General features: G+C 46.1%; 16 protein-coding genes. 8 read left to right on the top strand and 8 right to left on the bottom strand.

Annotation, left to right across the window (positions count from 1 at the left end; genetic code table 11):
* Nucleotides 1–20: 20 nt before the first annotated feature.
* Both srfAD and GXP75_RS16205 read left to right on the top strand, forming a co-directional pair.
* A complete protein-coding gene (gene srfAD / locus GXP75_RS16210; RefSeq protein ID WP_242557281.1) occupies nt 21–755 on the top strand; it encodes a surfactin biosynthesis thioesterase SrfAD in 735 nt (244 codons plus the stop codon).
* 92 nt (nt 756–847) lie between these two features.
* The gene (locus tag GXP75_RS16205; protein WP_242557280.1) at nt 848–1,201 is read left to right on the top strand and encodes a VOC family protein; all 354 of its coding nucleotides are present in this window, start codon (nt 848–850) and stop codon (nt 1,199–1,201) included.
* Between the two features lie 18 nt (nt 1,202–1,219).
* On the opposite strand, the gene GXP75_RS16200 is transcribed toward GXP75_RS16205, so the two are convergent.
* Nucleotides 1,220–2,143, bottom strand: a complete 924-nt coding sequence (locus GXP75_RS16200; protein ID WP_242557279.1) for a DMT family transporter — start codon at nt 2,141–2,143, stop codon at nt 1,220–1,222.
* A 120-nt stretch (nt 2,144–2,263) separates the two neighbouring features.
* Between GXP75_RS16200 and GXP75_RS16195 the strand changes: the two genes are divergently transcribed.
* Nucleotides 2,264–3,592, top strand: coding sequence for an aminotransferase-like domain-containing protein (locus GXP75_RS16195; RefSeq protein WP_242557278.1), 1,329 nt, complete (start codon nt 2,264–2,266; stop codon nt 3,590–3,592).
* Here GXP75_RS16195 and GXP75_RS16190 read toward each other — a convergent pair.
* The 6 genes from GXP75_RS16190 to GXP75_RS16165 all read right to left on the bottom strand — a co-directional run bounded on the left by GXP75_RS16190 (nt 3,587) and on the right by GXP75_RS16165 (nt 8,544).
* Nucleotides 3,587–4,261: a 4'-phosphopantetheinyl transferase family protein gene (locus tag GXP75_RS16190; protein ID WP_106045667.1), complete on the bottom strand. Its 675-nt coding sequence runs from the start codon at nt 4,259–4,261 to the stop codon at nt 3,587–3,589. The two genes, GXP75_RS16195 and GXP75_RS16190, sit on opposite strands and share 6 nt — an antisense overlap.
* A 245-nt stretch (nt 4,262–4,506) precedes the next feature.
* Entirely contained in the window at nt 4,507–5,154 is a 648-nt protein-coding gene (locus GXP75_RS16185) for a YczE/YyaS/YitT family protein (protein WP_242557277.1), read from the bottom strand.
* Between the two features lie 135 nt (nt 5,155–5,289).
* Complete coding sequence (locus tag GXP75_RS16180; protein WP_004430190.1) at nt 5,290–6,033, bottom strand: amino acid ABC transporter ATP-binding protein; 744 nt, start codon at nt 6,031–6,033, stop codon at nt 5,290–5,292.
* Between the two features lie 12 nt (nt 6,034–6,045).
* Nucleotides 6,046–6,750 (bottom strand): amino acid ABC transporter permease, encoded by a 705-nt coding sequence (locus GXP75_RS16175; RefSeq protein WP_088118440.1) that lies wholly within the window; start codon nt 6,748–6,750, stop codon nt 6,046–6,048.
* Nucleotides 6,737–7,543, bottom strand: a complete 807-nt coding sequence (tcyA, locus tag GXP75_RS16170; protein WP_061572396.1) for a cystine ABC transporter substrate-binding lipoprotein TcyA — start codon at nt 7,541–7,543, stop codon at nt 6,737–6,739. The genes GXP75_RS16175 and tcyA overlap by 14 nt, the downstream gene beginning before the upstream one ends.
* 128 nt (nt 7,544–7,671) lie before the next feature.
* Nucleotides 7,672–8,544, bottom strand: a complete 873-nt coding sequence (locus GXP75_RS16165; protein ID WP_242557276.1) for a transcriptional regulator BsdA — start codon at nt 8,542–8,544, stop codon at nt 7,672–7,674.
* Between the two features lie 127 nt (nt 8,545–8,671).
* Here GXP75_RS16165 and GXP75_RS16160 point away from each other — a divergent pair, with 127 nt between their 5' ends.
* From GXP75_RS16160 to GXP75_RS16140, 5 genes are all read left to right on the top strand, one after another.
* The gene (locus GXP75_RS16160; protein WP_004430206.1) at nt 8,672–9,250 is read left to right on the top strand and encodes a non-oxidative hydroxyarylic acid decarboxylases subunit B; all 579 of its coding nucleotides are present in this window, start codon (nt 8,672–8,674) and stop codon (nt 9,248–9,250) included.
* Between the two features lie 2 nt (nt 9,251–9,252).
* Nucleotides 9,253–10,674: a phenolic acid decarboxylase BsdC gene (gene bsdC / locus GXP75_RS16155; RefSeq protein WP_214917348.1), complete on the top strand. Its 1,422-nt coding sequence runs from the start codon at nt 9,253–9,255 to the stop codon at nt 10,672–10,674.
* 18 nt (nt 10,675–10,692) lie between these two features.
* The gene (locus GXP75_RS16150; protein WP_242557275.1) at nt 10,693–10,920 is read left to right on the top strand and encodes a non-oxidative hydroxyarylic acid decarboxylases subunit D; all 228 of its coding nucleotides are present in this window, start codon (nt 10,693–10,695) and stop codon (nt 10,918–10,920) included.
* 3 nt (nt 10,921–10,923) lie between these two features.
* Nucleotides 10,924–11,379: a pyridoxamine 5'-phosphate oxidase family protein gene (locus GXP75_RS16145; RefSeq protein WP_242557274.1), complete on the top strand. Its 456-nt coding sequence runs from the start codon at nt 10,924–10,926 to the stop codon at nt 11,377–11,379.
* Nucleotides 11,380–11,471: 92 nt separating this feature from the next.
* Nucleotides 11,472–12,335, top strand: a complete 864-nt coding sequence (locus GXP75_RS16140) for an alpha/beta fold hydrolase (protein ID WP_242557273.1) — start codon at nt 11,472–11,474, stop codon at nt 12,333–12,335.
* A 19-nt stretch (nt 12,336–12,354) separates the two neighbouring features.
* Here the strand turns inward: GXP75_RS16140 and GXP75_RS16135 are convergent, their stop codons facing one another.
* Nucleotides 12,355–13,833 carry a peptide MFS transporter gene (locus GXP75_RS16135; protein WP_214917342.1) on the bottom strand — a complete coding sequence of 493 codons (1,479 nt, stop codon included), beginning with the start codon at nt 13,831–13,833 and terminating at the stop codon, nt 12,355–12,357.
* Nucleotides 13,834–14,075: the final 242 nt, after the last annotated feature.

The following is a 14,075-nucleotide window of genomic DNA, read 5'->3' as shown; positions in this document are numbered from 1 at the left end:
GATGAAAGGGGGAGACGACAATGAGTCAACTCTTCAGATCGTTTGATACATCAGAAAAAACACAGCTCATTTGTTTCCCATTTGCCGGAGGCTACTCGGCATCATTTCGCCCTCTCCATGCCTATTTGCAGGGAGAGTGTGAAATGCTGGCTGCTGAGCCGCCCGGACATGGCACCAACCAGACGTCTGCCATTGAGGATTTGGAGGAGCTTGTCAGGTTGTACAAGCAAGAATTGAATCTCCGTCCTGATCGCCCCTTTGTGCTGTTCGGACACAGCATGGGCGGCATGATCGCCTTCAGGCTTGCGCAACAATTGGAACGCGAAGGCATCTTTCCGCATGCGGTGATCATTTCTGCGATTCAGCCTCCGAATGTGAAGCGGAAGAAGGTCTCGCACCTTGAGGATGAGGCGTTTCTTGAACATATTATGGAGTTGGGCGGTATGCCGGCAGAACTTGTTGAAAATAAGGAAGTCATGTCATTTTTCCTCCCTTCCTTCAGATCTGATTACCGGGCGCTCGAACGGTTTGAGCCCCGTGACCTGGCGCAGCTTCAGTCACCTGTCCATATTTTTAACGGCCGTAAGGATGAAAAATGCATGAGAGATGCGCACGGCTGGGATCGGTGGGCCCAAAATCCGGTTTATCATGAATTTGACGGCGGACATATGTTTTTGCTGTCTGAGACTGAAAAAGTGGCAGAAGAGATTTTTTCTATCCTGAATCACTGCAAGCCGGCTGTTTCTCATAAATAAAAAACAAGCGGACAATACTTCTGTCCGCTTGTTTTACTTTTCCCTGCCGTTTGGGCACAATGACAGTATAAAAACAAAAACGGAGGGTGCATATGAAAAGCGCAAGCCCGTTTGTAGTAGTGGATAACTGTAAGGAATCCGTCGAGTATTTCGGCGGGGATATTAAAATACTCAACAAACACGAAGGAAAAATCATGCATGCCGAACTTCATCTGGGCAGCAATCTGATTCATTTTTCTGACACGTTCGGCAGAATCCCAAAAGCTGAAAACGTGAAAATCATACTTCAGCTTGAGAGTGAGGAGGAAATCAGGGAGACGTACGATTTGCTGCTTCAGGACGGAGAGGTGACGGTTGAATTGCAGGATACGTTTTTCAACGCGATTCACGGACAAGTCACTGACAACAAAAACGGCATTTGCTGGGTGCTGAATTATATGAAATAAGAAAAAGGACAGACGCGGTCAGCGCTGTCCTTTTCTTTTGCGTATAGCAGCATTGCTGCCAAGGACGCCGATGATAATGCAGAGCGCGCCAATCAGATGATAGAATGCGAGTGTTTCGTGCAGAACAGCAACACCTGCAAGCATCGTGACAAGTGTAGATAAATTGTTGAAGGCGCTCATTTTAAACGCCTCGATCTGTGACAGCGCGTAATTTGACAGATACGATGTAACCAACGAAGACAGGATGCCCAAATAGATCATAGAGATGATAAAATCGGTCTCACGAAACGGAGCGAAATACTGGCTGATGGTCCCGGCCGTTCCGTGCTGTATAAGAGCGATACCGTTAAAGGTCAAAAATCCGATTGCAGACATCAAGTATGTCAGTTCCATCAGTCTGAAACGCTGCGTCATTTTTCTTGCCGCCGTGTTATAAGCTGCGGATGAAAGTGCTGACAGCAAAATCAGCACGGAGCCTTTTAAACTGGCTGATTCAACCTGAACGCCTTTCATCGCAAAAATGACAATCACACCCGCCACTGATAAACACGTAAACCCTTTTTGGGTCCGCGACGGACGTTCCTTTAGAAAATAAGCCGCAAACACCATCGTAAAAATGGGAATAGCCGCCTGAATAATTCCAGCTTCAGATGATGAGGAGTAAACGAGTCCAAATGCCTGAAAGCTGAAAAATAAAGCCGGATATAACAGAGCCAACGGCAAAATGGAGAGCACATCCTTCAAGCTGATCGACAGCTTAACCCATCCGAATAAAACTGGAATTGTTGCTGCCGCGAAAGACAGCGTGAAGCGATGAGCCAGTATATCAAACGGATTGGCCGATTGAAGTGCGATTTTAACAAATAGAAAAGAACAGCCAATAATCAATGCGTTTAAAATAGCAGCGATGTAAGCTGACGTATGACGATCTGAAACGTGCATATAGTTTCTCCTTTAGAAAAAAAGTAGCGCCGGCCGCTCCCTTTTATTGTATGAGGAGGATAGGAACGGTACAATGAGAAAAACAATGAACTGTACCGGTACAAAACAGGGGGAGAACGAATGGAGAAGTATATGAATCTCTTGACGAAAGTAGAAGAGATGATGCAAAGCAGCGCCTATCAAGAGGGAGACAGGCTGCCGTCTATCCGGAATCTGTCCGATCGCTATCGTGTCAGTAAAAGCACTGTCATCCGCGCGCTGCAGGAGCTTGAAAAGCGTCATCTCATCTATTCTGTTCCGAAAAGCGGCTATTACATTGTGAAAAAGACAGGAAAACTGAAAAGCGGCCAATCGGGTACGATTGACTTTGCGGCTTCTGCGCCGGACCCCGATATTTTTCCGTATCGGGATTTTCAGCATTGCATCAATAAAGCGATTGATACATATAAAAACGATTTATTTATTTACGGAACACCAAAGGGCCTTCCTTCGCTGATCCTTGTCCTTCAGAAGCTGTTTGCGGACCATCAGGTTTTCGCAGAGGAGCGGCATATTTTCATTACATCTGGCGTCCAGCAGGCATTATCACTGCTTTGTGCGATGCCATTCCCGAATGGAAAAGAGAAGGTTGCCGTTGAACAGCCGGGCTACCATTTGATGATTGAACAGCTTGAAGCGCTCCGCATACCCGCGGTCGGCGTGAAAAGAACGGCGCAGGGACTTGATTTGGCGGAGATAGAACGGCTGTTTAAAACGGAATCGATCAAATTTTTTTATACGATGCCTCGCTTTCATAATCCGCTCGGAAGCTCATTGGCAGAAGCGGATAAAAAAGAACTGGTAAGACTTGCTGAGAAATATGACGTCTATCTTGTTGAGGATGATTACTTGGGGGATTTGGATGATAACAAAAAAGCAGACCCGCTGTACGCCTACGACTTGGCTTCACGGGTCATTTATGTAAAGAGCTTTTCGAAAATCATTTTTCCCGGTCTTCGCGTGGGAGCCGCTGTTTTACCGGATGCGCTGATTGATACCTTCAATACGTATAAAAGGCTGAATGACATTGACTGTTCGATGATCTCTCAGGCGGCGCTGGAGGTCTATGTGAAAAGCGGCATGTTCCGGAGGCACAGGGAGAAAATCAGAGAATCCTATACGGAAAGATCCCTGCTGCTTCATGAAGCGATTCAAACCCACGGACAAAACGGGCGGTTTACCTATTCAGACGGCCAGGCTCCTTGTATCCATACTCACCTTGTACTGAATAAGGAGCTGCCGGCCTCGCGGGTCATTCAGCGGCTGAAGAAGCAGGGCGTGCTCCTCGAGCCGATTGACCGCCATTATCTTTTGTCTTTTCCGAAAGAAAATCTGCTGAAAATCAATATTTCCAACGTGAAGAAAGAAGAGATCGAACACGGTATCAAGCTGATCATGAAGAGCCTATAGCAGCTCTTCATACGTTTTCATCACGACATTTTCAGGGAAACGCGAATGAGCCGCGCATACCGCCATTTTGTAGTCCGGATCAATGTCATACGTTTTGATAAAGCAAGGCTTATGGTTTTCCGGGAGCTCCACCGATACACGTCCGTCTTGGCGCAAACGGACCGAAAAAGAGTCAAGCGGCAGTGACAAGCCCTTTCCGGCCTGTTTAATAAAACTCTCTTTCATCGACCACAAATGATAAAAATAAGAGATTTGTTCATCCTTGTGTGTTAATAAAAGATCTCTGTACTCAGTTTCCGAAAAGAAGCGCTTAGCGATATCCAAGCTGATGGGTTTCATTTTTTCAATATCAGCGCCGATCGGCTCTGCATCAATGGCGCAAATCACCCAGCGGCCCGAATGGGAAATGTTAAAGTCGATATCGGGGAAAGCCGGTGCGTACGGCTTCCCGTACTCCTGTGTGAAAAAGTCAATGTCTTCTTTATTCACCCCATATTCCTCACTGATGACAGAGCGGACAAGCACATCGCCAAGCAGCGTGCGGTGTGCATCCTCTTCATGATAAAATCGGCCGCATTTTTCCCGTTTTTCTGCTGACACAAAAGACATCAGGCTATCAGTCTCGTGCTGCATCAGCGGGCGCTCCATACAAATTCCGTAGATCTTCATACGCTATCCTCCGTCTGCAAATGATTGTTAAAACTATCCTATCACTTCTTTTTGCTTTAAAGAATAAAAAAATAGCTGGGCAGTCACATTCCTGATCTTCATATCAGGTTTTTACATTAACTAGAAGAATGTGGACGGGAATATTTCTTGAGGGAAAGTCGATGGATAAAGGTTAGGCGCAAAAGCGATCATCTCCATGTGGAAGGATAATAAAAAAGCTGTTATCCAAAATCGATAACAGCTTTTTATAATGGAGTGCCGGTCTGAGACACCTTTTCAACCCGTTTCATCAGCATAAAACGCAAGAGCTGCGTGGACTGCGGGAGGGAAAACCGTAAAATTAATCCGGTCAGTATGGCTGTGATGATGGTTCCGATGCCGATCGGTCCGCCCATTCCCCAAGCGACGGCCAAAATGGTTAATTCAATTCCGTTTCGGACCCATTGCACATTCCAGCCTGTTTTTTCCGAGATGAGCATCATCAGCGAATCACGTGGACCCGCTCCCAGCCCCGCCGAAACATATACACCGACGCCATATCCGATCAGCAGCACGCCGAGAGAGAAGACAATCACTGATACCGTATAAGTAGGCGGTTCGGGCAGGAGGATGTTGAAGAAATCTATAAAAATGCCAATCAGCAGCATATTCAGAATCGCGCCGATTTTAGGTAATGCTTTCGTAAATACAGAGGTTAAACACACGATGATCGCGCCGATGATAATGGCCCATTGGCCGATCGTAAGCCCAAAACGCTGGAACAGCCCGTAATGAAAGGCATCCCATGGGCTGATGCCGAGAGCTTTTCCTTCAATCGTAAGTGATATGCCAAAAGACAAAATCAGCAAACCGATAAAATAAAATGCCCAGCGCAAAACAAATTCTCGCTTCACACGTTTTCCCTTCTTTCTGATCAAGCACTCGATTGCCATTGTAGCATAGATTGAAAACGGGTGAAATAGGCTTTGCGTCGGGGCCTATCATAAAAAAACAGGGCGCCTTTACGGCGCACCTGTTTACACGTTTATTTACAGCGGATTTAAAATCCGGTTTAAAAACCGCTGTGTCCGTTCTTCTTTCGGAGCGGAGAAGATCTGGCTCGGCGGTCCTTGTTCAACGATGACGCCGCCGTCGATAAAGATGACTTCATCCGCCACTTCTTGTGCGAATTTGATTTCATGGGTGACGACAACCATCGTCCAGCCTTCATTGGCTAAGTCTTTAATGACCTTCAGCACCTCGCCGACAAGCTCGGGATCAAGCGCTGATGTCGGTTCGTCAAACAGCATCAGCTCCGGCTGAATCGCAAGCGCACGGGCGATGCCGACACGCTGCTGCTGCCCGCCTGAAAGCTGGAACGGGTACAAGTCCATTTTGTCCCCCAAGCCTACTTTTTCAAGAAGCTGTATCGCTTCTTTTCTGACTGTTGCTTTGTCACGTTTTTGCACTTGAATGGGGCCTTCCATGACATTCTCAAGAGCGGTGCGGTGCGGGAACAGGTGATACGCCTGAAAAACCATGCCGGATTTCCGGCGCAGCCGCAGAAGATCAGACTGTTTCACTTTGCTGTTAAAATTGATAGAGAAATCATCAAACGCCAGCTCGCCGCGGTTGGGGATTTCCAAAGCGTTCAGACAGCGGAGAAGGGTCGTTTTTCCTGAACCGGACGGCCCCAGGATGGCGATGACTTTCCCCTTTTCTATCTTCATATCTATCTTTTTTAAAATTTCATTTTGACCGAATGATTTATTTAATCCGTTGACAGTCAGCATACGGAAACCTCCTTATTTGGCCACATAGCGATCGAGCCGCCGTTCAATCAGATGCTGGGCGAGGGAAAGCAAAGAGCAGATGATCCAGTAAATAAAGGCGGCTTCAATATATATGACCAAGATTTGGTCAAGGTTGCGCGCCCCAATTTCCTGCGCTTTTCTGAACAATTCCACAACCAAGATCTGAGAAGCAAGCGATGTATCCTTGATCAAGCTGATGAATGTATTTGATAAAGGCGGGATCGACACGCGAAACGCTTGCGGCAAAATGACGCGGAACAGTGTTTTTTGATGGGTCATGCCGATTGTATAGCCGGCTTCCCACTGACCTTTCGGCACGGATAAAATAGATGCCCGGATAATTTCAGAAGCATAAGCGCCGACGTTTAATGAAAAAGCGATAATTGCGCTTGGGAACGGGTCCAATGTAATATTGAACGCTGGGAACATATAAAAAATGATAAACAATTGAACGAGAAGAGGGGTGCCGCGCACCGCGGAAACGTACACGCCGAACACCCATCTCAATGGTGTTACCTTTGACATTCTGGCAAGCGCCGTCACAAGCGCGATGATCATTCCGAAAATAAAAGAAAGAATGGTAAGGGGAATCGTATAATAGATTCCCCCGGAAAGTATCGGCCAGAATGACTGCTCCACAAGGTCCCAAGGAATTGCTGTCCCAAGCGTCAGTTCAGGCAGATTATTCAGTAACATCTTCGCCAAACCATTTTTTAGAGATCTTAGAAAGAGTCCCGTCCTCTTTCATTTCTTTTAATGCTTTGTTCACTTGGTCTGTGAGCTCGCCGCTTCCTTTACGGAAAGCAAAGAACGTATCTTGCGGATCGCCTGTTTCAAACGCGATTTTTAAATTTTTGTTGCCTGATGTTTTCAAGTAGTTCAGCACGGCAAGCTTATCGTTGTATGTCATATCGACACGGCCCTGCTGAATGAGCTGAAACGCCTGAGCCATGCCTTCGATGCCCTCAACCTTTGCTCCGGCTTTTTCTGCTAATTGATTATAGTTGCTTGTTAATGATTGAGCGGATGTTTTCCCTTTGACATCTGCTTCAGATGTAATGTCTTTGTTGTTTTTCTTAGTCACGACAACTGCATTAGACGTTGTGTATTTATCTGAGAAATCATATTTGCCTTCACGGTCCGTTTTGCCGACTTGGTTGGCGATGACGTCAAACCGTTTGGAGTTTAAACCTGCAAACATGCTGTCCCATTGAGTTTCCTTGAATTCGGCTTTCAGACCGAGACGTTTGGCGACTTCCGTGATAACCTCCACGTCATAACCAGTCAGTTTATCCGTTTTTTTATCATGATAGGTGAAAGGCTCATATGTCCCTTCCGTCCCAACCGTAAGGACTCCTTTTTCTTTAATAGAAGCCCAAAGATCGCTGTCTTTTGCGTTATCTTTCGACCCGTTGTCATTTGATGATCCGCAAGCCGCGAGAACCGCAAAGCTAACCATCATACATAAAGCGAAAAATGCCTTTTTCATCCTATTCCCCACTTTTCTGATTAATTTTATTGAGTTAAAAAAATATAGCTCACAAATGTAAAGCATAACTTTTTTTTAGTATGAGTCAAGTAATTGGTTTTCATGAAAGAAAAAAATGTCCCGTCACATTAAAATAAATTCAAAAATTGCTGGACCGGTTTTGGCAGATAACTGTCCGCTCTCCACATGACAGCGGGGGTCATGATGAACGGGTTGTCCTCAATATGTACCGTATGAATATGGTTTCTCATATGAACCGGTATCATGGTAAGAGGCAGAATGGTTGCCCCGAAGCCTGATGACACCAGACTGAGCAGAGTCGCCGAATCATGGCATTCACAAACAATCCTCGGCTCCAGATCCAGCCGTTTAAACTCATTAATAACCTGATCATACACGCCCCTCCCATTTACAGTCCGCAGAAGGATGAGCGGAAACGAAGCGATGTCTTCCATATTGATCGTGTCACCGCAAGTGTTGTCTGCTGCTTCTGACATGATGAAGACACACGGAATGTCTTCGAGCTTCTTTGTTTGGATGCCGTCGCTTTTCAGGAGGGTGGTGGTAACGGCCGCGTCGATTTGTCGTGATTCCAATAATTCTAACAGCATCACCGGTTCATTCTCCCAGATGTTAAAGGTGAGGTGGGGATATGCTTCCTTAATCTGCGTCACTTTTTCCAGCATCAGAGCGGCGCAGTAAATGGTTGAACCGACTGCCAGTGTTCCCGCGACTTCCTCTTTTAGCTCCTGTACCTCAATGACTGCGTCTTCAAACTTGTTCAAAATGTCTTTTGCCCTTTTTAAAAAAACGCTTCCCTCGTATGTCAGAGTCATTTGCTTTTTTTTATTGCGGTCGAAAAGGATGACTCCCAATTCCTCCTCCAGCTGTTTGAGCTGTCTGCTTAACGGAGGCTGCGCCATATGAAGTTTTTTTGCGGCTGACGTGATTTTCTGTTCTTGAGCGATTGTCACGAAGTATCGTAACTGACGGATATCCAATATGGACTCCTCCTTTTTTCTATACCTTTTAGGTATCGTATATAGATTTAATGAATATTTTTCATATGGATATATCAGGAGTATGATGGATTTGAAGACATAATTCAAGCGTAAGGGAGGGGTCATATTGAAACTCGTTGTCGGGATGACCGGAGCTACAGGGGCTATTTTCGGAGTCAGGCTTTTAGAATGGCTGAAGGCCGCAGGAGCGGAAACCCACCTTGTCGTTTCTCCTTGGGCTCATGTCACAATCAAACATGAAACAGGTTATAGCTTAAAAGAAGTGGAAGAGCTTGCCTCATATACGTACTCTCATAAGGATCAGGCAGCTGCCATTTCAAGCGGATCTTTTCAAACGGACGGCATGATCGTTGCCCCGTGCAGTATGAAGTCACTCGCTAGCATTCGCACGGGAATGGCGGACAATCTGCTGACCCGGGCTGCGGATGTCATGCTGAAAGAGAGAAAAAAGCTTGTCCTGCTGACGAGAGAAACGCCGCTTAATCAGATTCATTTAGAGAATATGCTCGCATTAACAAAGATGGGAACCATTATTCTTCCGCCAATGCCGGCTTTTTATAATCAGCCGGCCAGTCTGGATGAAATGGTGGACCATATTGTATTCAGAACGCTGGATCAATTCGGCATTCGCCTTCCTGAGGCAAAACGCTGGAATGGAATTGAAAAAGAAAAAGGAGGAGCTTGATCATGCCTTATCAAGATTTCAGAGAATTTCTCGCTGCCCTGGAAAAAGAGGGACAGCTATTAAAAGTGGATGAAGAGGTGAAGCCGGAGCCGGATTTAGGAGCCGCAGCCCGCGCAGCCAACAACCTCGGCGATAAAAGCCCGGCTCTTTTATTTAACAATATTTACGGCTACAACAATGCGCAAATCGCGATGAATGTCATCGGCTCTTGGCCGAACCACGCGATGATGCTTGGCTTGCCGAAAGATACACCGGTGAAAGAGCAGTTTTTTGAATTTGCGAAGCGATACGAACAGTTTCCGATGCCAGTCAAACGGGAAGAAACTGCGCCATTTCATGAAAATGAAATCACAGAGGACATCAACCTGTTCGATATATTGCCTCTTTTCAGAATTAACCAGGGTGACGGCGGCTATTATTTAGATAAAGCGTGTGTCATTTCCCGTGATCTGGATGACCCTGACAACTTCGGCAAGCAGAACGTCGGAATTTACCGCATGCAGGTAAAAGGGAAAGACCGCCTCGGCATTCAGCCTGTTCCGCAGCATGACATCGCGATTCATCTTCGCCAAGCAGAAGAACGCGGCGTCAATCTTCCGGTCACCATCGCGCTTGGCTGTGAGCCTGTCATTACGACCGCGGCGTCAACTCCGCTCCTATATGACCAATCAGAATACGAAATGGCGGGAGCGATCCAGGGCGAACCGTATAGAATCGTCAAATCAAAGCTGTCTGACCTTGATATTCCTTGGGGCGCTGAAGTCGTGCTTGAAGGAGAAATCATTGCCGGAGAACGGGAATATGAAGGGCCGTTCGGCGAATTTACCGGCCATTATTCAGGCGGACGCAGCATGCCGATTATCAAAATCAAACGCGTATCTCATAGAAATCATCCGATATTTGAACATTTATATCTCGGCATGCCTTGGACAGAGTGCGATTACATGATCGGCATTAATACATGCGTTCCGCTTTATCAGCAGCTGAAAGAAGCGTATCCGAGTGAAATTGTCGCTGTGAACGCAATGTACACACATGGCTTAATCGCCATCGTATCTACAAAAACCCGTTACGGAGGTTTTGCGAAAGCCGTCGGAATGAGAGCCCTGACTACACCGCACGGACTCGGCTACTGTAAGATGGTGATCGTCGTGGATGAAGATGTTGATCCGTTCAACCTGCCGCAAGTCATGTGGGCGCTTTCAACAAAGATGCATCCGAAGCATGATGCCGTAACCATTCCTGATTTATCCGTGCTGCCGCTTGATCCGGGATCAGACCCATCCGGCATTACTCACAAAATGATTCTCGATGCCACAACACCTGTTGCGCCGGAAACAAGAGGCCATTATTCACAGCCGCTTGACTCTCCTTTAACAACAAAAGAATGGGAACAAAAACTAATGGACTTGATGAATAAATAAGAGAAAGGATGATCCGACATGCATACATGTCCTCGATGCGATTCAAATAAGGGAGAAATCATGAGCAAATCGCCTGTAGAAGGCGCTTGGGAAGTCTATCAATGCCGAACATGTTTCTTCACATGGAGATCATGTGAACCGGAGAGCATTACAAATCCGAAAAAATACAATCCGTCATTTAAGATCGATCCGAAGGAAACAGAAACAGCTGTTGAAGTGCCGGCTGTTCCGGAAAGAAAGGCCTGACATATGAACAGTATGTCAGACCGCCTCTTTGAGCTTCTGGACGGGACCCGCCTAAAAGAAAAACAGCACGAGGCCTTTGTTCTGCAAACTGTTTCGGAGGACGGCTGGCCCCATGCCGCGATGATCAGCGCGGGAGAAATCATAGCAGCCGGCCGGACCGATCTCCGAATCGCCCTATGGAAAAACACAACGACTGCGGGCAACATGATTCGTACTGGACAAGCCCAGCTCGCCGCATGGTGGAAGGGAGCCGCTCACTATGTGAAGCTCCAATGTGACCCGCTCCCGGCGCTTGCGGACGCGGCATTCGACAGAGAACGTTTTTCCTGCCGTATCGTTTCAGTAAAGGAAGATATAGCGAAATACGCAGACTTGACTTCCGGTGTCAGCATTCAGCTGCACAACCCGGAAGAAGTGCTAAAAAGATGGGCCGTAACGCTTGAGGAACTAAAACGTTAATGCAGAAAGCTTGACGCTATGCGTCAGGCTTTTATTGTCTGGAAATTGTATAATGAAAAGGTAACTCATTTACAGCCAAAGGGGACATTTCGATGGGAAACAGAGGGGTATACCGGGTTGATGGTTTTGATTTATCTTATGATATCGAAGGGGCAGGTACACCTATTCTGGTGATAGGCAGTGCCGTTTACTATCCGCGTCTCTTTTCAGCGGAGATCAAACAAAAATACAAATGGATATTTATCGATCACAGAGGGTTTGCGAAGCCGACGCGGCCATTACAGCCGGAAGATCAAAGGCTGGATCGCGTATTGAAGGATATCGAAACAATGAGGCAAGCGCTTCAGCTTGAGGATTTTGTGATCATGGGGCATTCAGGACACGCCTTTATGGCCGCAGAATATGCCAGAACATATCCTGAACATGTTCGGAAGGTTGTATTACTAAATACGGCCCCTGACAATAGTGAAAACAGACAACGCAAAAGCGAGGCATTTTTCGAGAACACAGCCAGCCCCGAGAGAAAGAGCCGATATGAAAAAGAGATTACTAAATTGGCGGGCGACATTGAAATAGACCCGGAAAGAAGATTTGTGCATATGTGCATTCGCTCTGCGGCCAAGAACTTTTACAACGATAGATCCGATGCTGCTGCTCTATGGGATGGCGTTTCCGCCAATATGCCGATCATGGATTACTTATGGGGAAAAGCGTTCGCAGAACTTCATCTTATTCAAATGTTAGCCGATGTTCAGGTGCCGGTTTTTATCGGCTTAGGGAGATATGATTATGTAGTTGCCCCTGTTTCTTTATGGGATGCCGTTGATGACTCGTATCCGCATGTGAAGAAGGTTGTTTTTGAAAAGAGCGGGCATAACCCTATGCTGGAAGAACCGCAAGCCTTTGAGCAAAGTTTGGCCGATTGGATAGAAAATAAAAACAGCCCGCAGAGCTGATCTGCGGGCTGTTTCTATTCTATAAAACACCTTTCATCGCCCGTTTAATGACAGGCGAGAGCAGCAGCAGGATGCCGCCGAGAATAATAGAGACCAAACCGATTGTACCGAAATAAGCTGTATCTGATACTTTTCCAAAAAATACTGAAACTTTTGCATTGATCGCTTGGGCTGAAGCATTTGTCAGAAACCACAAGCTCATGGTCTGCGCTGAGAAAGCAGCCGGCGCAAGTTTCGTTGTAACCGATAAGCCGACAGGAGACACGCACATCTCGCCAAGCACCACAAGCAGGAAGCTGAGAACCAGCCAAAGCGGGCTGACGAGTGCATCTTTTCCTTGCATCGCAGGGAAGATCATGATGACAAATGACAGTCCGGCTAAAATAATCCCAATCGCGAATTTAACAGGTGTGGAAGGCTGGCGTTTACCAAGCTTCATCCAAAGCCATGCGTAAATTGGGGCGAAAATAACCACGAATAATGGATTTAATGATTGGAACCATGATGACTGAAGCTCTAATCCGCCCAATGACAGTTTTGTGCGCTCATCGGCGTATAACGCAAGAATGGTCGCTCCTTGTTCTTGAATCGCCCAGAACATCATAGCTGCGATAAACAGAGGAATATACGCGGCAAGCCGTGATTTTTCTGTTTTTGTCGCTTTTTTGCTTGTAAACATCACAATAAAATAGGCAATTGGAATGAGAATACCGAGGATACTGACAAGGTTAATGAATCGTTCGATATTTAATATTCCTGTTTGAATCGCAATGATAGCTGCAACGACTACAAAGACGAGGCCGATTCCGGTGCCAAGCGCTGCTTTTTTAGAAAGGGGATTTGGCACATTTGAGCCTGCAAGCCCAAGATTTTTTTTTCTGGTTAACGCAAATACGATGAGTCCGAGCAGCATTCCGACTGCGGCAGTTCCGAAGCCGAGATGATAACTATATTCTTGTCCGAGTGTTCCGACAATTAGCGGCGCGATTAAAGCACCAAGGTTGATTCCCATCACAAAGATACTAAAACCTGAATCGCGGCGCGGGTCTTCTTTTGTATAGAGATCGCCGACGACGCTGGAAACGTTCGGTTTTAATAAACCCGTCCCAATAATGATAAGCGCCATGCTGATAAAGAACGCTGTCGAACTTCCTGGAAAGGCTAGTACAATGTGTCCGAACATAATTAAAATCCCGCCGTAAAACACAGTGTTTGCCGTACCGAATAACCGGTCAGCGAGCCAGCCGCCGATGATGCCTGACATGTATACAAGAGATCCATAAATCGACATAATGGCAACCGCTGTGCCTTTGTCGAAGCCGAGACCGCCGTTTACTGTCTCTGTATACAAGTAGTAAAGCAGAATTGCTCTCATGCCATAGTAGGAGAAACGCTCCCAAAATTCTGTAAAAAACAGAGTGAATAGTCCTCGCGGGTGACCAAAGAACCCTTTTTGCGGGACGCTTTTAATGATACTTTCGTTATCAATCGAAGCCATGTCAGCCAAACCCTTTCTTAAAGAAGTGTATTATAAAAATAATATTCTTATATAATACGCGTGTCAATATGAATTATACTCATTTCAAAAAGTTCCATTATCGAAAAATAAAATCATAGATAAGTAGTGTGTTTTTCCTATTTCTTAAGAACTCCTTTGTTAAATAATCTTACAAAGATATATTAAGAAAATATTTAAATAAAATTTTAGATACCTGTCCAAGCGGATATGGACATGCGACA

The organism is Bacillus sp. HU-1818 (genome assembly GCF_022695965.1).
Taxonomy (GTDB): domain Bacteria; phylum Bacillota; class Bacilli; order Bacillales; family Bacillaceae; genus Bacillus; species Bacillus atrophaeus.
Note: the sequence above shows the minus strand (reverse complement) of the source record. Positions and strands in the feature narration are given on the sequence as shown.

Excerpts from the sequence above, each read along its gene's own strand:
- GXP75_RS16195 (WP_242557278.1), top strand. The coding sequence starts at position 2,264 with ATGGAGAAGTATATGAATCTCTTGACGAAAGTAGAAGAGATGATGCAA.
- srfAD (WP_242557281.1), top strand. The coding sequence starts at position 21 with ATGAGTCAACTCTTCAGATCGTTTGATACATCAGAAAAAACACAGCTC.
- bsdC (WP_214917348.1), top strand. The coding sequence starts at position 9,253 with ATGCCTTATCAAGATTTCAGAGAATTTCTCGCTGCCCTGGAAAAAGAG.
- tcyA (WP_061572396.1), bottom strand. The coding sequence starts at position 7,543 with ATGAAAAAGGCATTTTTCGCTTTATGTATGATGGTTAGCTTTGCGGTT.
- GXP75_RS16200 (WP_242557279.1), bottom strand. The coding sequence starts at position 2,143 with ATGCACGTTTCAGATCGTCATACGTCAGCTTACATCGCTGCTATTTTA.
- GXP75_RS16140 (WP_242557273.1), top strand. The coding sequence starts at position 11,472 with ATGGGAAACAGAGGGGTATACCGGGTTGATGGTTTTGATTTATCTTAT.
- GXP75_RS16150 (WP_242557275.1), top strand. The coding sequence starts at position 10,693 with ATGCATACATGTCCTCGATGCGATTCAAATAAGGGAGAAATCATGAGC.
- GXP75_RS16175 (WP_088118440.1), bottom strand. The coding sequence starts at position 6,750 with ATGTTACTGAATAATCTGCCTGAACTGACGCTTGGGACAGCAATTCCT.
- GXP75_RS16205 (WP_242557280.1), top strand. The coding sequence starts at position 848 with ATGAAAAGCGCAAGCCCGTTTGTAGTAGTGGATAACTGTAAGGAATCC.
- GXP75_RS16145 (WP_242557274.1), top strand. The coding sequence starts at position 10,924 with ATGAACAGTATGTCAGACCGCCTCTTTGAGCTTCTGGACGGGACCCGC.
- GXP75_RS16190 (WP_106045667.1), bottom strand. The coding sequence starts at position 4,261 with ATGAAGATCTACGGAATTTGTATGGAGCGCCCGCTGATGCAGCACGAG.
- GXP75_RS16180 (WP_004430190.1), bottom strand. The coding sequence starts at position 6,033 with ATGCTGACTGTCAACGGATTAAATAAATCATTCGGTCAAAATGAAATT.
- GXP75_RS16135 (WP_214917342.1), bottom strand. The coding sequence starts at position 13,833 with ATGGCTTCGATTGATAACGAAAGTATCATTAAAAGCGTCCCGCAAAAA.